We start from the raw sequence: 17,842 nt of genomic DNA on the forward strand, positions 1-17,842 counted from the left end.
GATTTCTGAGCATAGAACTTCTAGAAGATGCTTCTCTGCGATGGTGCTTGCTCTGACGGGTCTCACCGCTGTTTTCAAGCTCTTTTCATAGACATCTCACCCAGATTGTGTTTTTTTTGTTCTTATCGGTGAGGATGGTGTGATGCTGGCAGTGATGGGATGTGGCGAGGTTGGGCTGCTTTACGCGCGTGCCCTTCGGCAGGCGGGCCAAGCGATCACGCTTTGTGACCCGAAGCCGAGGGAGGAGGTCAAGCTTTGGGCCGCCAGGGAAGGGATTGCTCTCCATCCGTCCTCCGGTTCCTGGCTTGCTGACGCTGATGTGGTGGTGTCCTGCGTCGTCGGTAGCCTTTCGCTTGCGGTCGCAAGGCGCGGCTTCCGCGATATGCGCTCGGACACCCTTTTCATCGATATGACCACCAGTGATCCGGACGAGATCAGAGCCGCCGCGGCTGAGGCCGCTGCCGCCGACATCCTCTATGCTGATGTGGCCATCATGGGGGCTGTGGCGCTATCAGGCGCCCGGACCCATCTCCTCGTGGCCGGGACGGGAGCTCCAGCGGCAACAAGGCTTTTCGGCGCCATCGATGCGCCCATTCGCGCCATCACGGCCGGTGCGGGAGATGCTGCCGCGCTGAAGCTCCTCCGCAGCGTCTTTACCAAAGGACTCGAGGCTCTGGCCATTGAAACATTTCTGGCCGCGGAACGGCAGAATGTGACGGATGCGCTTTATGACGTGCTTGGCGATATCGACCGAAATCCACTTCGGAACACGCTTGAAGTGCTTATTCGCACCCATGTCATCCACGCAGCCCGGCGCCTGAACGAGGTGGAGGAGGCGGAGCGGCAGTTGCGCAAGGCGGGGCTGCCGGCGGACGTCCTGCCTGGGGTGCGTGCCCGCTTTGAGCGCACCAGCGCCTCTTTGGCCCGGCGGCCGTCGATCGACAGGATACCATCCATCGGCGAGGCCTTTGCCTGGCTGGACGAGGATGCGCGTGCTTCATCCGGAGCCATGGTGTCATGACCCGCGTTCTCGCAGAAAGAGACGATGAGGGGGCGGCGATGCCTTTGCGGCCGGGCGGATCCGCCACGGATCACGTCTACGATACGCTGCGCCGGCAGATCATGGCGGGGCGCTACGCGCCAGGCGTGCAGCTGAAGGAAGAGCAGATCGCCGAAAGCCTGTCCGTCAGCCGCACCCCGGTGCGTGCCGCGCTCCAGCGTCTCGTCGGTGACGGGCTGCTGCGCTCGGCGACGAACCGCGGCGTTTTCGTTGCTGAATGGACGCGCTGGGACATCGAGGATGTGTTCGAACTGCGACTGGCCCTGGAACCGTTAGCAGCTGGCCTCGCGGCGCAGCGCGCGACAGAAGAGCAGATCGCCGAGATGACCGCGCTGACCGACCGGATGGACGATCTCGCCGACGAGACCTTCCGTGAGCGCCTCCAGGATATCCAGAACGCGAACCATGCCTTTCATGATCTGGTGATCCAGGCGGCGGGCTCGCCGCGGTTGGCTCAATTCGCGCTGAGCCTGACCGGCATGCCCATGATCGTCGGCACGTTCCATTTCTATGACTACATGGACATGCGGGGCAGTGTTCAGCATCACCGTGAACTGATCGAGGCCATCAAGGCCAAGGATCGGTATTTCGCCGCCCAGGTCATGGCGGTCCACCTCAGGGTCACCCACGAGATCTTCAAGAAAAACCAGACTTCGGCCCAGGAATGAGCGCGGCCTCCAGGGGGGAGCCTGGAGGCCGCATCGCGCCGTCTCCCGGGGGAGCGGGACTGTGACGGCGGAAGAGAGAACCTTAGAAGGGCAGGAGAATATCCAGGACCTGCTGACCGTAGCGGGGCTGCTGGACGTCGGTGATCTGGCCGCGGCCGCCGTAGGCGATACGAGCTTCGGCGATCTTGGTGCTGTCGATCTGGTTGGAGCTGTCGATGTCTTCAGGACGCACGATACCCGCCACGATCAGCTCACGGATCTCGAAGTTGACACGGATCTCCTGGCGGCCTTCGACCACAAGGTTTCCATTGGGCAGGATCTGCGTCACGACGGCCGCGACGTTGGTCACCAGCCGCTCCGAGCGCTCAACGGAGCCGGCGCCGGAGCTGGAGGACGTTGATCCGGCGCGAACGAGATTCTCGTTGTCGACCGCCTCGGGAAGCACCTTGTTGAGAGCCTGCTCGTATCCGAACAGGTTGTTGAGGCCGAGGCCTTCGCTGTTGGTGCGGGTACGCTCCGTCTCGTTCTCAAACTCCGCCCTGTCGGAGACCTGGACCTTCACGGTGAGGATGTCGCCGACCTTTTGCGCACGCTGATCCTTGAAGAAGCCGCGTGAGCCTGTCTGCCAGAGCGAGTTGGCCTGATAGGTTGCGACTTCCGGGTCAGGCATGGGCATGCGTACCGGGCGATAACCGGGCTGTGCCGTGGGATCCTCGATGGCGGCGAGGGCTGGAGGCTGGCCGACCTGCTTCAGGCGATCAGCGGCGCCGCAGTTGGCGACCAAAAGGGCCAGACCAGCAGAAAGACAGGCTCTGGAGAGACTATAGGGGGTCATACTCGATACTCCTCAACGCGCGGACATGGCGACGGCATGGCCTGTCGCAACCGTGACCTGGCCGGCACCGGTGACGGTGCCATCGATCACGCGCTTGGATTGTTTGTTCATGACGGAAACACGTGCTCCATGCGAGCCGGAGGCCAACGCCTCGCCGCGCACGGTCAGCGTCATACCGGGAATGGCATGGATGATGGTGACGGCGCTGCCGCGCTCGACCAGAGTGGGCTTCTCCAGGTCTCCGGCTTTCACCGGCTCATCGGCGCGCAGAGCACGGCCCGCCACCATGCCGACGGCATCGGCAAGGCTGGTCAGCATACCGCCGGTGACCGAGCGGCGCGGCAGGCGGGTCAGGGTGAGGTCGTCGGTGCCGAGCATCTTCTTGCGGGCGATGGCCCGCGTCGGAACAACCACCTCGACGCCATCGAACGCGTTCCCGATCACAGTTTTGCGTGCGGCAGGACCTGCGGGATCACCGAGGGTGATCTCCGCTTCGAAATGGCCGTTCTGCTCTGACCAGCTGATCACGCGGGCTTTGAGCTGCGCGTCCCGCGCGGCGTTTGCCGTGATCAAAGGGTCGCGGTCGAAGGCGATATCGATGTTCTCAGGTGCCGGGCTGCGGCTGTGCTCGGCGAGGGCAAGCCGAATCGCCGCTTCGATTTCGGTCTGGCCGGCGGCGCGGCCGACGCGTGTCACCGAAACCTCGGTGATGCTGCCGGCCATGATGCCGCCGAGACCGGCCTTTTCGGCGGCCGCGATAACGGCGGCGGCGGTGAGAGTGCCCGTCAGGCCGTGACCGGGCGCGCGAAAGATGGGCTTGTCGGAAAGGGCGCCGGCGTCGCTGACAAGATCTCCCAGGAGAACGATCTCGCGGGAGACGGTTACGTCGGAACGAAGTGCGGGCGCGGCCTTGGCGGCGCCGACAAATGCGCTGAAGGCGGCGATGCCGAGAACGAAAGCGACCACGAGGCGAATCGGATGCGTCATCATCGTCACCTGAGGTTGGAGGTTGCTTCGAGCATCTGGTCTGCGGCGGAGACCACCCGGGCGTTCATCTCGTAGGCGCGCTGCGCTGAGATGAGGTCCGAGATTTCCGTCACCGCGTTGACGTTGGCCTCTTCCAGGTGCCCCTGAAGCAGGGTTCCGAAGCCTTCCTGGCCAGCAACGCCGGCAATCTCCGGCCCGCTGGCGCCGGTTTCGCGGTAGAGGTTATCGCCGATGCTCTCGAGGCCCGACCTGTTGATGAAGCGGGCCATCTGAAGCTGGCCCAGTTCCTGAGGCTCGGCCTGGCCGGGCAGCTTCACTTCCACCGTGCCCTCGGCGTTGATGGAGATGCCGCTGGCATCCTCGGGAACCACGATACCCGGATCGACGATGTAGCCGTCGACGGTAACGATCTGGCCCTCCGCATCGAGCTCAAATGAGCCGTCGCGTGTGTAGGAGGTGGTTCCGTCGGGCATCTGGATGCGAAAGAAGCCGTCGCCCCGGATGGCGAGGTCGTACTCCTTTTCCGTCGGCGTGACATTGCCCTGTGTGAAGATCCGCGGCGTGGCCACGGTCCGGACACCGGAGCCGATCTCGACACCGGCCGGGACGATCGTTCCCGTCTCGGAGGTGGCGGTGCCGGCGCGCCGATTGATCTGGTAGAGCATGTCCTGAAAGCCGACGCGCTGCCGCTTGTAGGCGGTGGTGCGCATGTTGGCGATGTTGTTGGAGATGGTCTCGACGTTCAGTTCCTGAGCCATCATGCCGGTGGCTGCGGTGTAGAGCGCGCGCATGGTCTGGTCCCCTTAGGCCGGAATGTCGGACAGGCGTTCGATCGCGGTGGAGCGCATCTGTTCGCTGCGCTGCATGAGGCTCGAAATCGACTGATAGCTGCGGGTGAGTTCCATCATCCGCGAGATCTCCAGAACCGGTTCGACATTGGATTTCTCCAAGGCGCCCTGTTCCAGCCGCACTTCGCCGGCGCCCATCTCCGCGACGGGGGTGGGCGACTGGAAGAGATTGCTTCCGTCCGAGGTGAGGTTCTGGGGGTTCGGCACGTCGACCAGGCGGATGCGGCCGCGAGCACCGGCGTTGGTGGTGATGGTTCCGTCGGCGCCGATGGAAAGGTCTGTTTCGTTCTCGGCGAGCTGGAGGACACCCTCGGTCGTCATCACCGGAGCGCCGGACGCGGTCACCAACTGCCCTGCGGTGTTGACCTGAAAGCTACCGTCGCGAGTGTAGCGTTCGCCCTGCGGCGTATCGATGACGAAAAAGCCCGAGCCGTTGATGGCCATATCCAGCGGATTGTCCGTCACCTGCATCGGGCCGGTCTTGAAGTCCTGCCAGGTGCCGCGGTCCTGCACATAGGACAGGCGCCGGTCAGATCTCGGAAAATCATCGGAGCGAGCAACAGGCATGACGTATTCCTGGAACGCCATGCGCTGCGACTTGTAGCCGTTGGTCCCGATATTCGCGATGTTATTGGCCACCACGTCCAGCTCGCGCCGGAGCGCGGCTTGGCGGGACAGCCCGATCAGCAATGAATTGTCCATGCGACCGCTTCCCCTCGGTCGTTTACCATATGGCTGCCCCGGTCCTTCCCCGACCGCGACGCCGCAAATTGCAATGCACTGAGCGTGCCAAAGCGGAAATGTGTTGGTTTCTGAGCCGTTAACGAAAGTCCGGACAATTTTAGCGGTCGGCGTAATTTTCCGTTGAGGAAAGAACGGCCCGGCAAAAGTTGCCGCCAAAGGTTGTCCGAAAAGGAAGCGTTAACCTTTCTTTCGTTACTATTAAGCATCGCAAAAAGGGGGCGGCTGGAAGGCCGTTCGGGATGCCATGGCGAACGTCGCCGATGCTGCTACGGATGTGGAAGTCGCCGGTAAAGATTCGGCGAAGCCTGCCGGCAAGAAGAAAAAGCTGATGATGATCGGCGGGGCGATTGCTGTCCTCGCCGCGGCGGCGGGCGGCGGCTACTTCTTTTTGACCGGCGGCGAGAATGCCCACGAAGGTGAAGCGGTTGTGGCTGAAAAGCCGCCGATCTTCATCGACCTGCCGGACATGATGGTCAACCTCGCGGTTCCGGCTGATCGCCCGCAATATCTTAAACTGAAGATCGCGCTGGAAGTCTCCGACGAGCGGCTGGTGGAGCGGATCAACCCCATGATGCCGCGCGTGCTCGATGCATTCCAGGTGCATCTGCGCGAGATGCGTCCCGCCGATCTCGATGGTTCGGCCGGCCTTTACCGCCTGAAGGAAGAGCTTCTTCGGCGCATCAATGCCGCGGTCTATCCAGGCAAGGTCGAAGCGATTCTCTTCAAAGAAGTTCTGGTGCAGTGAGCGCGATCATGGGGCCGGAAGAGGAAAATCTCGATCAGGACGCAATGGCCGCCGAATGGATGGCCTCGCTCGAGGGTGGAGACGGCGGTGATGAGATGTCGCCGGAATGGTCGGCCGCGCTGGGCAGCGAGGGTGCGGCAACCTCCGTCGCCGGTCGTGGCGGTGCTGACCGCATCCTGGGCCAGGAGGAAATCGACAGCCTTCTGGGCTTCTCCTTCGACGAGCTCTCCCTCAGCCAGCATTCGGGCATTCGCGCCATCATCGATTCGGCGATGGTGTCCTACGAGCGTCTGCCGATGCTCGAAATCGTGTTCGACCGCATGGTGCGGCTGCTCACGACCTCATTGCGCAATTTCACCTCCGACAACGTCGAAGTCTCCCTGGAAAGCATCACCTCGGTCCGTTTCGGCGACTATCTCAACTCGATCCCGCTGCCCGCGATCCTTTCGGTGATCAAGGCGGAGGAGTGGGACAACTATGGGATCGTCACCGTCAACTCGAGCCTGATCTATTCCATTATCGATGTGCTGCTCGGCGGGCGCCGCGGCGTTTCCTCCGTCAAGGTCGAAGGGCGGCCCTACAGCACCATCGAGACGAACCTGGTGCGCCGGCTGCTTGAGATCGTGCTTTCCGATGCCGAGCAGGCCTTCAAGCCGCTGTCGCCGGTGACCTTCAATATCGACCGCATGGAAACCAATCCGCGCTTTGCCGCCATTGCCCGGCCGGCAAATGCCGCGATTCTGGTGCGGCTCCACATCGACATGGAAGACCGTGGCGGTGCATTCGAGTTCCTGTTGCCCTATGCCACCATCGAGCCGATCCGAGACGTCCTCCTGCAGGGCTTCATGGGCGAAAAGTTCGGCCGGGACGCGACCTGGGAGGGCCATCTCGCCACCGAGATCTGGTCCGCCGAACTTGATCTCGATGTGATCCTCTACGAACGGCAGATCCCGCTGCGCCGCATCATGGAACTTAATGTCGGCGACACCCTGATGCTGGATATGGAGCCCGATGAATTGGTCGAGCTCCGCTGCGGAAATGTAACCCTGACCGAAGGGCGCATGGGCCGCTCGGGTGAGCAGGTCGCGCTGCAAATCGAGCGCGAACTGCGTCAGTCCAAAACCACGATGGCCATTTTTGACTCGGCGGATGCCCGCCAGGAGGTCGCCTGATGAACAATGGTTTCGCCCTGATGATCGAGGGCACGGTCGCGATTCTTCTGGTCACCACCATCGGCTACTGTTTCGTCCTCAATCGAAAGCTGGTGAGGCTCAGGACCGACGAGACCGCGCTGAGGGCAACGATCGCTGAACTGGTCACGGCAACCGATATCGCCGAACGCGCCATCGCCGGGTTCAAGGTCGCCATCCGCGACTGCGACGTGACCCTGGCTGAGCGGCTCCGTGTCGCGGAACGTGTCTCGGTGGATATGGCCGATCAGATCGCTTCGGGACAGGATGTGCTGAAGCGGATCGCGATGATCACCGAAGCCGCGCGCCCGGCGTCGGTTGCCGAGGCTTTCGTGGCGGAAGATTGCGCGGACGATGCCGCGCCCGCCGTCGAGGCCCGTCCCGCACCTCAGCAGAGCAAGGCCGCCGCGGCGGCCCTGGCGGCCCAGGCGCTTGCGATGCGTGCCCGCGAGCGGCGCGCCGCCAGCGCCGCAGCCTGAACGGAGACGGCCGTGAGCGGCGTGCGCGTTCTGCCTCTTGTGGTTGCCTCGGCGCTCGCCGTGCTCACGCTTAAGGTCATTGGGGTCGCGAGCGGGGAAGGCTGGGCACTGCGGCTCGACAACAACGCCGCTGCCAGCCGTGGTCCGGATCTCACCTATCGCCCGGTTGCCTGGGCACATGACGCGCTTACCGTCGGTTCGGCTCAGGCCGGAGAGGGAAAGTCTGTCCTGAAGGATCCCGTCATCACCGGCTCGACCCCCACGCCCGAGGCGCCTGCTGAGGCGGCCGAGGCGACGACGCCGACGGAAGGCGCGGCTCCCTCCGCCGAAGCCGTGCCACCTTCAAACCCCTTGCAGAACAGTGATTCTCCCGACCGGACCACCCCAGGCGAGCGGGCTGTGCTGGAGCGCCTGACCGAGCGCCGCAACGAGCTGGAGGAGAAGGCCAAGGAAATCGAGATGCGGGACAGTCTCCTCAAGGCGGCTGAGAAGCGGATCGAAGCGCGCATCAAGGAACTGGAAGCCATCGAAGCCAGGATTGCCGCGACCAAGCCGGCCGACGCGGCCGAGGGTGAAGAGGCCGGAGGGGAGGACGAGGTCTCGCCCGCCAAGGTCAAGGATCTCGTCACCATGTACGAGAACATGCGCCCCAAGGATGCGGCCAAAATCTTCGACGAGCTCAATCTGCGGGTGCTGGTGGACGTCGTGAAGCAGATGAATCCGCGCAAGATGTCGGAGGTGCTGGCGAAGATGACACCTTCGGCGGCGCAACGGCTTACCGTGGAACTTGCAGGCAGCGGTCGAAGGCCGGCCGCGCCCACGGCCGCCGTGGAGACGCTGCCACAGATACCGGGAATTCCCACGCAGCCTTAATGAAAATATTGCCCGGACCTTAACCGGCCCGTTCTACCCCTTGTGAAGCGCCTTGAGACGTCAGGAGACCAGCGCCGTGCCGACCATCATGTCCGCACAGTTGAGGAAGTGGAAGCCGGGGGAGTGGCTCCTTGCGGCCCTGACGCTGCTGTTCGCCTTCACCGTCACGACGGCTGCGGCCTCTGAAGCCACGGTGGAGGCGAAAGAGGAAAGCGGCTTCGGCCGTGTCATCATGAGCTTCGACATGCTGCCGGCTTTCGATGCCCGCATTACGACGGGTGTGCTGGTGGTGACCTTCGCTGATTCCATCGAGGTGTCACTGGATGCCGTTGTCGCCGGCATGCCGAACTATGTCACGGCCGCGCGGCGCGATCCGGATGGCAAAGCAGTGCGCATGGCGCTGACCCGCCCCCTGACCGTCAACACGATGCAGGCGGGGGAGAAGCTCTTCATCGATTTTCTCCCTGCCGGCTGGAGCGGTTATCCGCCGGGCCTGCCGCGCGAGGTGATCGCGGATCTGAACAAGAAAGCGCGCGAGGCACGTCAGGCGGCAGCCGACATCCGCCGGTTGAAGCAGCGCGACTATCAGCCGTTGACGGTGCAGGTCGGGACCAACCCGACTTTCACCCGTCTCATGTTCACTACCGATCCCGCCGTGAAGGTCACCCATGACAGGTCCGGCGAGAAGGTGGTGCTGAACTTCGATGTGCCGGTTGAATTCGACGCGCGCGAGGCTCTCGGGCAAATGCCTGAGGAGGTAAAGAACCTCGCCAGCCGGACGACGGCGGATGGGCTCGTGATCAGCTTCGACCTCGATCCCACCTACGATCTTCGCGCCTTTCGCGAAGACAGCAGTTATGTGCTGGATCTGGTGCCGCCGGATTCCAGCTCACAGGCTCCGGCACCTCTTGCGGTCTCCGCCCTGCCGCAGGATGCAGCCGTGCCTCCCGCCGCTCCGGGCTTGACATCTGCCCCTGCCGCGGAGAGGTCGCCCCCAATCGCCACTCAGGGAGCCCCTGCGGTGCCCATGCCGGTGGCTCGACCCGCGCAGCGGGCGTCAGCGCCGGCGTCACAGGAGACGGCACCTGAACCTGCGGCTCAAGCCGCCGCGCCGGAGCCCGAAACCACCGAAGCGGCAAAGCCGCCGGCCGCCCAGGCACCCCGGGAGGAGCCGGTGGCTGCCGTCGAGGCGCCCGCGATGGTTGCGGAGGAGAACAAGGAGGCGACGGACAAACCGGCCGTGCCGTCCGTTTCGGTTGAGGCCGCACCACCGGCCGCGGCGACACCTTCCGTGCGCCGTGTTCGCGACGCGCTGGAGATCGTTCTGCCGTTCCCGCAGCGTCCAGCAGCGGCGGTCTTCATGCGCGACAGCACACTCTGGATGGTGTTCGACAGCAATCACGCCTTCGATCTTGGCTTTCTGCTCGATGACAGCAGCGGCCTCATCAGCAATGTCGAACAGTCGGCCACCGGAGGAACCCAGATCGCGCGTCTGACCGTGACGGAACCGCGCCTGATCTCGGTGATCCCGGAAGGCGACACATGGGTGGTCGCTCTGGGTGAGACGGTGGTCGATCCCTCGCGCCCGATTTATCTCAGCCCCGGTTTTGCCGCTGATGGGCGCGCTTCGGTGCGGACCACCCTGGAGGGCATGGGGGGCGTGCGCTGGCTGGAGGACCCGATCGTCGGGGATCGACTGGCGGTCCTGACGTTGCAAGGTCCGGGGCGTGGCATCGTGCGCCCGCAGAACTTCGTGGAGTTCCGGGCCCTTGCCACCGCGCACGGCGTGGCAATCCAGCCTATGGCCGATGATGTAACCGTGACGGCCGGTCTCGCCGACCTCACCATCACCCGGGACGGCGGTCTTACTCTTTCGAGCTGGGACAGCCCCACTCGGGAACAGCCGGTCCCCTATGTCAGCCGGGCTCCGGAATTGAACGCGGGGCCCTTTCAGGCGGCCTCCTGGGAGGCGGCACGGAAACGACCCTATCGCGAAGGGGCTGCCGAAGCGATGCGCGTTGCCGCCTCCGCCGGCCCCAGCGAGCAGGCGGCGGCGCGCCTGGCGCTGGCGCGCTTCGAATTCGCCCATGGCAACGCGGCCGAGGCGAAGGCGGTGCTGGAGGTGATGCGCGACGGCAAGGAAGAACCCGATGAGCGAGCCGACACCAGCCTGATGTATGCCGCCGCCCTGATCGAGCTCGGGCGCAATGAGGAAGGCCTCAAGATCCTCGACCGGGGCGGCATCGCCGATCTCAGGCAGGCGCAGCTGTGGCGTTCGGTGGCCGAGGCCGGGCTTGGCCGCCTGTCGCGCTCACGGGAGGCCTATAGGAAGGGCGAGCCGGCGCTGAGCGCCATGCCAACAGATCTCCAGGTCCGTTTCCGTGAAACCGCGGCACGGATCGCCATCGATGCACGCGATTATTCCACCGCGGCCATCGAGCTCGACGCCATCGATGCGCTCAACCCGGCCGACGGCGGTTTCGGCCGCGCGCTGTTGCGGGCACGCATTGCCGATGGTCTCGGCCAGGCGGGGCTGGCCTTGGAAAGCTACCGCGCCGTCCAGGGCGGTGACGATGAGATCGCCGCGGCGGAAGCACGCTACCGTGCAACCAAGCTGCGCATTGATCGCGGCGAGATCAGCCAGGCGGACGCCATACGTGAGCTTGAGCTGATGTCCGTGGCGTGGCGCGGCGATGTCGTCGAGGCAGAGGTGCTGGCGAGCCTTGGTGAGCTCTATACGGCAGAAAATCGCTGGCGCGATGCCTTCGGCGTTATGCGGACCGCCATCAATGTGCATCCGGATGCGGAGATCACCCGCAACCTGCAGCAGACGATGTCCGATCGCTTTGCCGGCATCTTTTTGGGCGACGCCAGCCGTATAGACACTCTGGATGCGCTGGCGCTGTTCCTGGATTTCAAGGAGCTGACGCCTCCAGGCCGCCGGGGCGACGAGATCATCCGCCGTCTTGCCGACCGCATGGTGGATGTCGACCTTCTGACGGAGGCGGCCGACCTTCTGGAATATCAGATCAACAATCGTCTGGCGGGGGCGGCCAAGGCGCAGGTCGGCGCAAGGGCCGCCGTGGTGCATCTTCTGAACCAGAAGCCGGCGCGGGCCTATCGGGTTCTCCAGGCGACGCGGCTTGCCGGTCTGCCTTCGGAACTGCGCCGCAGCCGCATGCTCCTGGAGGCCAAGGCGCTGGCCGAGATCGGGCGCGGGGATGTGGCTGTCGAGCTCGTGGATACGCTTGATGGCAACGATGCTCTTCTGATGAAGGCCGATATCCTATGGCGCGGCCGCAAGTGGCAGGAGGCGGGCGAGGCCCTGGAGCTTCTGGTCGGCACCCGCTGGCGCGACAATACCCCACTGACGGACGAGGAGCGCATGCAGGTGCTGCGCTCGGGTATCGCCTATGCCATGTCAGAGGATTCGCTGGGCCTGGAGCGGCTGCGCGTCAAGTTCGCCGCGCTGATGGCCAACAGCCCTGATGGCAGAGCCTTCGACACCATCACGGCGCCCATTGAGGCCCGTGGCGCCGCCTTTACCGAGATCGCGCGTGCGATCGCCGCGACCGATACCTTCACGGCCTTTCTGGAGGAATACCGCAAGCGTCATCCCGATGAGGCCGGCCCTGTGCCCTCGGTGGCGCCATCGCCTCAGCCTCAGCCGCTGCCGGAAGCCATGGACACAACGCCTGCTCCGGAGACCGAGCAAACCGCGGCACGCTCCTAGCCGCCCGATTCCGGGGCAGATCAACAGCTTAGACGGCGCTTCTGCCAGTCGGATTCATCGGTGGAGAGCCTCTGCGGCGGTTCTTATTGGCCGCCGAAGCTTTCCACCAGGCTGCCCGCGACCAGATACCAGCCGTCCACCAGCACAAAAAAGATGAGCTTGAAGGGCAGGGAAACCAGCACCGGCGGCAGCATCATCATGCCCATGGACATCAGCACAGAGGCCACCACGAGGTCGATGACAAGGAAGGGCACAAACAAGAGAAAGCCAATCTCGAAGGCGCGCCTCAGTTCCGAGATCATGAAGGCCGGCACTAGAATGCGCAGCTCCGTCGCCTCGGGTGTTTCCGGCGGCGGCTGATTGGCCAGGTCGAGAAAGAGGCCGAGATCCTTCTCGCGCACATGGCGCATCATGAAGGCATGGAACGGCGCAGAGCCGCGATTGAAGGCTTCCTGGCCGTCGATCTCATTGGCAAGCAGCGGCACCACGCCGGCCTGATAGGCGGTCTGGAACGTTGGTCCCATGACAAAGGCCGTCAGGAACAGCGAGAGTGCGATGATCACGGCATTGGGCGGCGCCGTCTGGGCGCCGATGGCGGTGCGCAGCAGCGACAGGACGATGACGATGCGGGTGAAGGAGGTCACCATCACCAGGATCGACGGGGCCAGGCTGAGGACCGTGATGAGGGCGACGAACTGCAGCGCGCGCTGCGTCACGCCGGTGTCGCCCCCGGCTCCACCACCGAGGTCGATCGTGATGCCCTGGGCGTGAACCTCGGGTGCGAGGAGGAGGCCGGCGATGAGAACGGCGGCGCTGAACGCCACCGGCCATCTCATGATTTGTTGCGGTCCGGTCCGCGGCCGAGAAGGCTGGCCATTTCCTCTTCGAGCGCGTCGAGCGGAGACTTCGCGGGCTCAGGTTTGGCGGGCTCGGGCTTCGCAGGTTCGGGTTTGGTCGGTTCCGGCTTGGGCGCGTCCGGCTTTCCTGCCGCGGGAGCGGAAGACGGCTCCTCGGGGTTGGCCGGAGGTTGTGCCGATTCCGTGGAAGGAGCGGACTTGTTCTCCACCGCCGGCGGTTCGGGGGCAGGCTGCGAGGAGGGCAATGAAAAGGCGCGCGCTGCGGGGCCGGACGACGGGCGGGTGATGGAGACAACGGGCTGCGCCGGGGGCGGCGGGCTTGAGGGCGCCGCTGATGAGGGCGTCGGAGTAGGTACGATCACAGGCTTTGTAGTCGGCCCGTCGCCGCCTTCGAACTTGAGCGTCTCTTCTAGGCTTGCAGCGAAATCCGGAAAATCGGCGGAACCGGATGCGGGTGCCGGCACCGGTGTGGAAGGTGCAGGCGGAGGTGTGCGGTTGCTTGAGGCAGAATCCGCGGCGGACGGAGGGTTGAAGCCGCCATGAACAGGTGCCGCGGGCCCCGAAAGAGGGGCTGCGGGTTTCGCAGCGCCCGGCGCGGACGGCTGCGACAGGGGGGTGACCGGAGCCGGACGCTCGCTCGGAGCCGGCGGCGCGTAGGGGCGAGGCTGTTCGCCGTTCGAGGCTCCCGAAGTCTGTGCGGAAGCTCCTGAGGCTTGTGCAGAGAAGGTCGTGCCCCCGGCCGATGGCATGGCTGGACGGGCGGGCGCCGGGCGTGGCGCGGAAGCCAGCGGACGCTGGCCGGCTGCGGTGCCGGGTGCCGGGACTGGCGGGCGAGGGGCGGCCGGCGGAGGCGCCGCGGGGCGCTGGGGTGCGGCTGCCTGGGAAGCGGGCTGTGGCTGCCCTGGAGGCGCGGCTTCCGGCCGGCGCTGCGGCGGACGGCCTGCACTCTGAGCGTGGCGCACGATGCCGCTCTCGACCACGACATCATTGGGCCCGCCGATCATCAGCAGATGTTCGACATTGTCGCGACGAATCAGGACGAGCCGGCGGCGTGTGTCCACGGCCTGCACATCCAGCACGCCGAGACGCGGCTGCCGGGCGCGGCCGTTGGTCATGCTCTTCAGCAGTCTGGCGCCGGAAAAGCGTCGGATGATCCAGGCCGCCAGGGCGATCAGCACAAGGACGATGATAAAGGCGACCGCGAAGCGGATGGGCAGAGGCATGTCACTGCCGAGGATCTGGTCCATGAATCCCATGATCTGCCTGTTCCTTCTGTACGCTGCCGCTAACTCTAGGTCCTTCAGCGACCGGCTGCCGGCTGTATAAAGATTAACCGTAGCGGCAGGATTTGCCGGTGGCGATCTAACAGACGATTAACAGCCTTGCCGCGTGCAGGCAATTTTCCGCGTAACCTGCACCGCCGCTGATTGCAAGCTGCGAGGGCCATTAACCCACGGTTAACCATAAAGGGGGCAGTTTTTGCCTAGTACCTTTAACAAGATGGGCGCACCCGATATGGCGATCGCCGGGCTGAATGTTCTCGGGTTCCTGAAGACCAAGATGATGTGGCATCAGGAACGCCAAAGGGTTCTGGCGCAGAACATCGCCAACGCCGATACCCCCGGCTACAGAGCGCATGATCTGCGCCAGCTGGAATTTACCCCAAGTCAGGTGCATCGTCCGAATCCCGTGCAGCTGGTTGCCACCGCGCCGGGACATCAGGGGTCATTGCCCGGTACCGCCTCCGCGAACGAGGATCGGGCCCACACCTTCGAGACGACGCCGGAAGGCAACAGCGTGGTGCTTGAGGAGGAGGTGCTGAAGGTCGGCCAGAACGCCATGGATCATCAGACCGCCGCTCAGCTCTACACCCGCAGCATCGGCATTCTGCGCCGCGCCATAGCGCGGCCTGCCTGAGGAGTGATCTGACATGGACTTCATGAAGACAATCGCCATTGCCGCCTCGGGTCTTAAGGCTCAATCCGGCCGCATGCGTGTCATCGCCGAAAATCTCGCCAATGCGGATTCGGTCGCCCCCCGGGCCGGCATGGAACCCTATCGGCGGCGGGTGCCCACCTTCGAAACCGAGCTTAACCGCCAGATCGGCTCCGAGGTGGTCAAGCTCGGCCGGATCGAAGAGGACACATCCCCGTTCGGCACCCGCTATGAGCCCGGCCATCCGGCGGCCGACGCGCGAGGCTACGTGCAGACGCCCAACGTCAACTCCCTCATCGAGCAAATGGATTTCCGGCAGGCGCAGCGCAGCTATGAAGCCAACGTCGGCGTCGTCAGCGCCACGCGCCGGATGATCTCCCGCACCATCGATATCCTGCGCGGCTGAAAGGGCATTTCCTGATGACAACGAACCTTCTCGCCACCAATGCCTATGCCGCGCTCGGCCGCCTGACGCAGGGTGGCGGTGGCGGCGCCGCCGCCGCGGCCATTCCGGCACAGCCTACCGGCGGCAACTTTGCCGACATGGTGGAGGATGCGGTCAAGGCTGTCGCCGACAGCGGCCATGCCGCAGACGCCAAGACCGAATCGATGGTACAAGGCAAGGCGGATTTGGTGGATGTGGTGACAGCGGTTGCCGAGAGCGAACTGGCTCTCGAAACGCTGGTCAGCGTCCGCGACCGCATGATTTCCGCCTATGAGGAAATCATGCGCATGCCGATCTAAGGAGCTGCAGCATGACGGGCGCAGAGGTAATGGATGTCGGCCGTGATGCGATCGTGACGCTGCTGATCGTCTCCGCGCCGCTCCTGATCATCAGCCTCGTGGTCGGCGTGGTTATCGCGCTTTTCCAGGCCCTGACGCAGATCCAGGAAATGACTCTGGCCTTTGTGCCGAAGATCATCGCGGTCTTCGTGGCCATGATCGTTGCGCTCCCCTTCATGGGAGATGCCCTGGCCCAGCACATGGCACGGGTGATCCAGCGCGTCATCACCGGCTAGGCTTGAGCGCCCGTGACCGTCACCGTCCTGCCGGATATCGCCTCTGCCTTCATTCTCATCTTCGCGCGCATCGGCACCCTCGTCATGCTCCTGCCGGCGCTGGGCGAGCGTATGGTGCCGGTGCGTGTCCGGCTGTCGCTCGCGCTTCTGATGGCGCTGATCTTCTATCCCTTCGCGCGTCCGTTCTATCCCGACAATCTGAGCGACGCGCCGCAGATGATCATGCTGCTTGGCGGCGAGGTGCTGGTGGGCGTTCTCCTGGGCATCACAGGCCGCCTGCTGCTGTCCTGCCTGCAGACCGCCGGCACCGTCATCGCGCAGGTGCTGGGCCTTGGTTTCGTCACTCAGGTCGATCCAAGCCAGGGACAGCAGGGCGCGCTTGTCGGCAACTTCCTGACCATCCTCGGCATCACGCTGCTGTTCGCCACGGACATGCACCACATGTCCATTGCCGCGCTTGGCGACAGCTATCAGATTTTCCGCCCGGGCGATCTGCCCGATCTCGGTGACAGCGCGCGCTATGCCGTGCTGGTGGCGGCCGGCGCCTTCAAGATCGGCATCCAGCTTGCCGCGCCGATTCTCGTTCTCGGCCTGATCTTCAACGTGGGGCTCGGCCTGCTGGCACGCTTGATGCCCCAGATGCAGGTCTTCTTCATCGCCGTCCCGGCATCCATCATGCTTGGCTTTGCCCTCATGGCCGTGGTCCTCGCGACCATGATGGGCGTGTTCACGGACTACATCCGTGACGGCCTCGCCGAACTCGTCATGAGGTGAGCCCATGGCCGAGGGTGGTGACGATGATGCCGAGCGTACAGAAGAGCCTTCCCAAAAGAAGCTCGATGACGCGCGGAAAAAGGGCAATATCGCCAAGAGCCAGGAGATCAACACCTGGTTCATGCTGCTCGCGGGCGCCATGGCGTTGTCCATGTTCGGGGCAAACTCGTCCGCGGCGGTGGTCGGCTCCATGCGCGGGATCCTGGAACATGCCCACGACATCCGGCTCGACGGCGGCAGCATCATGCTGTTCGGGCAGGAGGTGTTCTACGCCGTCATGGGAGCGATCGCGCTGCCGCTCGCGCTCTTCATGTTGGCGGGCCTCGTCGGCAACATCATCCAGCACCCGCCGCTGTGGACCACCGAACCGCTGATGCCCAAATTCTCCAAGGTCTCACCGATCGCGGGGTTCGGCAGGATCTTTTCCAAGCAAAGCCTCGTCACATTTCTGAAGGGCCTGGTGAAGATCGGCATCGTCGGCGCGATCCTGATCGCCGTGGTGTGGCCCGAGCAGGACCGTTTCGCCCTGACGGTGCAGATGGACGTGATGGCGCTCGGTCCCTTTATCCTTGAAGAGACTATGAAGGTCTTGATCGCGACTGTGGCGGTGTTCGCCGTGCTCGCCGGCGCCGACTACGTCTACCAGCGCCAGACCTGGTACAACAAGCTGCGCATGTCGGTGCGCGAGCTGAAAGAGGAATACAAGCAGCAGGAAGGCGATCCGCATATCAAGGCGCGCATCCGCCAGCTCAGGATGGAGCGCTCGCGGCGACGCATGATGGCGGCGGTGCCGACCGCGACCGTGGTCATCACCAACCCGACTCACTTCGCGGTGGCGCTGAAATACGAGAACGGGATGGACGCACCGGTCTGTGTGGCCAAGGGTCTCGATGCCGTGGCCCTCAGAATCCGCTCTGTGGCGCAGGAAAACGACGTGCCGACTGTGGAAAACCCGCCGCTGGCCCGCGCGCTCTATGCCAGCGTTGAGATCGACGATGCTATCCCTGATGAGCACTTCCGCGCCGTGGCGGAAGTCATCGGCTATGTCTATCGCCTGAAGGGGAAGACACGAAAGAATTGAGGCAGTCGACCGCA

Annotated in this window: 19 protein-coding genes; 13 read left to right on the forward strand and 6 right to left on the reverse strand. The window is 64.3% G+C overall.

The features are described 5' to 3' along the window. Nucleotides 1-142 precede the first annotated feature (142 nt). Both IEV58_RS08740 and IEV58_RS08745 read left to right on the forward strand, forming a co-directional pair. On the forward strand, nt 143-1,021 hold the full coding sequence (locus IEV58_RS08740) for an NAD(P)-dependent oxidoreductase (RefSeq protein WP_188409358.1): 879 nt from the start codon (nt 143-145) through the stop codon (nt 1,019-1,021). Continuing rightward, nucleotides 1,018-1,728 (forward strand): GntR family transcriptional regulator, encoded by a 711-nt coding sequence (locus IEV58_RS08745; protein WP_188409359.1) that lies wholly within the window; start codon nt 1,018-1,020, stop codon nt 1,726-1,728. Before IEV58_RS08740 ends, IEV58_RS08745 begins: the two co-directional genes overlap by 4 nt. Before the next feature lie 82 nt (nt 1,729-1,810). Here the strand turns inward: IEV58_RS08745 and flgH are convergent, their stop codons facing one another. Genes flgH through flgF form a run of 4 tightly spaced genes read right to left on the reverse strand, consistent with a single transcriptional unit; the run spans nt 1,811 to nt 5,100 of the window. Beyond that, entirely contained in the window at nt 1,811-2,563 is a 753-nt protein-coding gene (gene flgH, locus IEV58_RS08750) for a flagellar basal body L-ring protein FlgH (RefSeq protein WP_188409360.1), read from the reverse strand. Nucleotides 2,564-2,575: 12 nt separating this feature from the next. Next, entirely contained in the window at nt 2,576-3,550 is a 975-nt protein-coding gene (gene flgA / locus IEV58_RS08755; protein WP_188409361.1) for a flagellar basal body P-ring formation chaperone FlgA, read from the reverse strand. Between the two features lie 5 nt (nt 3,551-3,555). Continuing rightward, nucleotides 3,556-4,341: a flagellar basal-body rod protein FlgG gene (flgG, locus tag IEV58_RS08760; RefSeq protein ID WP_188409362.1), complete on the reverse strand. Its 786-nt coding sequence runs from the start codon at nt 4,339-4,341 to the stop codon at nt 3,556-3,558. Nucleotides 4,342-4,353: 12 nt separating this feature from the next. Beyond that, nucleotides 4,354-5,100: a flagellar basal-body rod protein FlgF gene (gene flgF / locus IEV58_RS08765; protein WP_188409363.1), complete on the reverse strand. Its 747-nt coding sequence runs from the start codon at nt 5,098-5,100 to the stop codon at nt 4,354-4,356. A gap of 286 nt (nt 5,101-5,386) precedes the next feature. Here flgF and fliL point away from each other — a divergent pair, with 286 nt between their 5' ends. The 5 genes from fliL to IEV58_RS08790 all read left to right on the forward strand — a co-directional run bounded on the left by fliL (nt 5,387) and on the right by IEV58_RS08790 (nt 12,162). After that, complete coding sequence (fliL, locus tag IEV58_RS08770; protein ID WP_188409364.1) at nt 5,387-5,887, forward strand: flagellar basal body-associated protein FliL; 501 nt, start codon at nt 5,387-5,389, stop codon at nt 5,885-5,887. After that, nucleotides 5,884-7,059, forward strand: a complete 1,176-nt coding sequence (fliM, locus tag IEV58_RS08775; protein ID WP_229729303.1) for a flagellar motor switch protein FliM — start codon at nt 5,884-5,886, stop codon at nt 7,057-7,059. Before fliL ends, fliM begins: the two co-directional genes overlap by 4 nt. Beyond that, complete coding sequence (locus IEV58_RS08780) at nt 7,059-7,556, forward strand: DUF6468 domain-containing protein (RefSeq protein ID WP_188409365.1); 498 nt, start codon at nt 7,059-7,061, stop codon at nt 7,554-7,556. Before fliM ends, IEV58_RS08780 begins: the two co-directional genes overlap by 1 nt. A gap of 12 nt (nt 7,557-7,568) precedes the next feature. Further along, nucleotides 7,569-8,429, forward strand: a complete 861-nt coding sequence (locus tag IEV58_RS08785; protein WP_188409366.1) for a MotE family protein — start codon at nt 7,569-7,571, stop codon at nt 8,427-8,429. A 76-nt stretch (nt 8,430-8,505) separates the two neighbouring features. Beyond that, the gene (locus tag IEV58_RS08790) at nt 8,506-12,162 is read left to right on the forward strand and encodes a hypothetical protein (RefSeq protein WP_188409367.1); all 3,657 of its coding nucleotides are present in this window, start codon (nt 8,506-8,508) and stop codon (nt 12,160-12,162) included. Between the two features lie 83 nt (nt 12,163-12,245). On the opposite strand, the gene fliP is transcribed toward IEV58_RS08790, so the two are convergent. Both fliP and IEV58_RS18235 read right to left on the reverse strand, forming a co-directional pair. Then, nucleotides 12,246-12,998, reverse strand: coding sequence for a flagellar type III secretion system pore protein FliP (gene fliP, locus IEV58_RS08795; protein WP_188409368.1), 753 nt, complete (start codon nt 12,996-12,998; stop codon nt 12,246-12,248). After that, nucleotides 12,995-14,275 carry a flagellar biosynthetic protein FliO gene (locus IEV58_RS18235; RefSeq protein WP_229729305.1) on the reverse strand — a complete coding sequence of 427 codons (1,281 nt, stop codon included), beginning with the start codon at nt 14,273-14,275 and terminating at the stop codon, nt 12,995-12,997. The genes fliP and IEV58_RS18235 overlap by 4 nt, the downstream gene beginning before the upstream one ends. Before the next feature lie 223 nt (nt 14,276-14,498). Between IEV58_RS18235 and IEV58_RS08805 the strand changes: the two genes are divergently transcribed. From IEV58_RS08805 to flhB, 6 genes are read left to right on the forward strand one after another with little or no spacing between them, the layout of a single operon-like run. After that, nucleotides 14,499-14,936, forward strand: coding sequence for a flagellar basal body protein (locus IEV58_RS08805; protein ID WP_229729306.1), 438 nt, complete (start codon nt 14,499-14,501; stop codon nt 14,934-14,936). A gap of 13 nt (nt 14,937-14,949) precedes the next feature. Next, nucleotides 14,950-15,360, forward strand: a complete 411-nt coding sequence (flgC, locus tag IEV58_RS08810) for a flagellar basal body rod protein FlgC (RefSeq protein ID WP_188409369.1) — start codon at nt 14,950-14,952, stop codon at nt 15,358-15,360. 14 nt (nt 15,361-15,374) lie between these two features. Then, nucleotides 15,375-15,698 (forward strand): flagellar hook-basal body complex protein FliE, encoded by a 324-nt coding sequence (gene fliE, locus IEV58_RS08815; protein ID WP_188409370.1) that lies wholly within the window; start codon nt 15,375-15,377, stop codon nt 15,696-15,698. A gap of 11 nt (nt 15,699-15,709) precedes the next feature. After that, on the forward strand, nt 15,710-15,973 hold the full coding sequence (gene fliQ, locus IEV58_RS08820; RefSeq protein ID WP_188409371.1) for a flagellar biosynthesis protein FliQ: 264 nt from the start codon (nt 15,710-15,712) through the stop codon (nt 15,971-15,973). Nucleotides 15,974-15,985: 12 nt separating this feature from the next. Then, nucleotides 15,986-16,747 carry a flagellar biosynthetic protein FliR gene (gene fliR / locus IEV58_RS08825; protein WP_188409372.1) on the forward strand — a complete coding sequence of 254 codons (762 nt, stop codon included), beginning with the start codon at nt 15,986-15,988 and terminating at the stop codon, nt 16,745-16,747. A 4-nt stretch (nt 16,748-16,751) separates the two neighbouring features. Then, on the forward strand, nt 16,752-17,828 hold the full coding sequence (gene flhB, locus IEV58_RS08830) for a flagellar biosynthesis protein FlhB (RefSeq protein ID WP_188409373.1): 1,077 nt from the start codon (nt 16,752-16,754) through the stop codon (nt 17,826-17,828). Nucleotides 17,829-17,842: the final 14 nt, after the last annotated feature.

This window comes from Agaricicola taiwanensis, from assembly GCF_014635245.1.
GTDB lineage: Bacteria > Pseudomonadota > Alphaproteobacteria > Rhizobiales > Methylopilaceae > Agaricicola > Agaricicola taiwanensis.

What these genes read in the sequence shown, in the direction of transcription:
- IEV58_RS08740 (WP_188409358.1), top strand. Translation starts at nt 143, where the DNA reads ATGCTGGCAGTGATGGGATGTGGCGAGGTTGGGCTGCTTTACGCGCGT.
- IEV58_RS08745 (WP_188409359.1), top strand. Translation starts at nt 1,018, where the DNA reads ATGACCCGCGTTCTCGCAGAAAGAGACGATGAGGGGGCGGCGATGCCT.
- flgH (WP_188409360.1), bottom strand. Translation starts at nt 2,563, where the DNA reads ATGACCCCCTATAGTCTCTCCAGAGCCTGTCTTTCTGCTGGTCTGGCC.
- flgA (WP_188409361.1), bottom strand. Translation starts at nt 3,550, where the DNA reads ATGACGCATCCGATTCGCCTCGTGGTCGCTTTCGTTCTCGGCATCGCC.
- flgG (WP_188409362.1), bottom strand. Translation starts at nt 4,341, where the DNA reads ATGCGCGCGCTCTACACCGCAGCCACCGGCATGATGGCTCAGGAACTG.
- flgF (WP_188409363.1), bottom strand. Translation starts at nt 5,100, where the DNA reads ATGGACAATTCATTGCTGATCGGGCTGTCCCGCCAAGCCGCGCTCCGG.
- fliL (WP_188409364.1), top strand. Translation starts at nt 5,387, where the DNA reads ATGGCGAACGTCGCCGATGCTGCTACGGATGTGGAAGTCGCCGGTAAA.
- IEV58_RS08780 (WP_188409365.1), top strand. Translation starts at nt 7,059, where the DNA reads ATGAACAATGGTTTCGCCCTGATGATCGAGGGCACGGTCGCGATTCTT.
- fliP (WP_188409368.1), bottom strand. Translation starts at nt 12,998, where the DNA reads ATGAGATGGCCGGTGGCGTTCAGCGCCGCCGTTCTCATCGCCGGCCTC.
- IEV58_RS18235 (WP_229729305.1), bottom strand. Translation starts at nt 14,275, where the DNA reads ATGGGATTCATGGACCAGATCCTCGGCAGTGACATGCCTCTGCCCATC.
- flgC (WP_188409369.1), top strand. Translation starts at nt 14,950, where the DNA reads ATGGACTTCATGAAGACAATCGCCATTGCCGCCTCGGGTCTTAAGGCT.
- fliE (WP_188409370.1), top strand. Translation starts at nt 15,375, where the DNA reads ATGACAACGAACCTTCTCGCCACCAATGCCTATGCCGCGCTCGGCCGC.
- fliQ (WP_188409371.1), top strand. Translation starts at nt 15,710, where the DNA reads ATGACGGGCGCAGAGGTAATGGATGTCGGCCGTGATGCGATCGTGACG.
- flhB (WP_188409373.1), top strand. Translation starts at nt 16,752, where the DNA reads ATGGCCGAGGGTGGTGACGATGATGCCGAGCGTACAGAAGAGCCTTCC.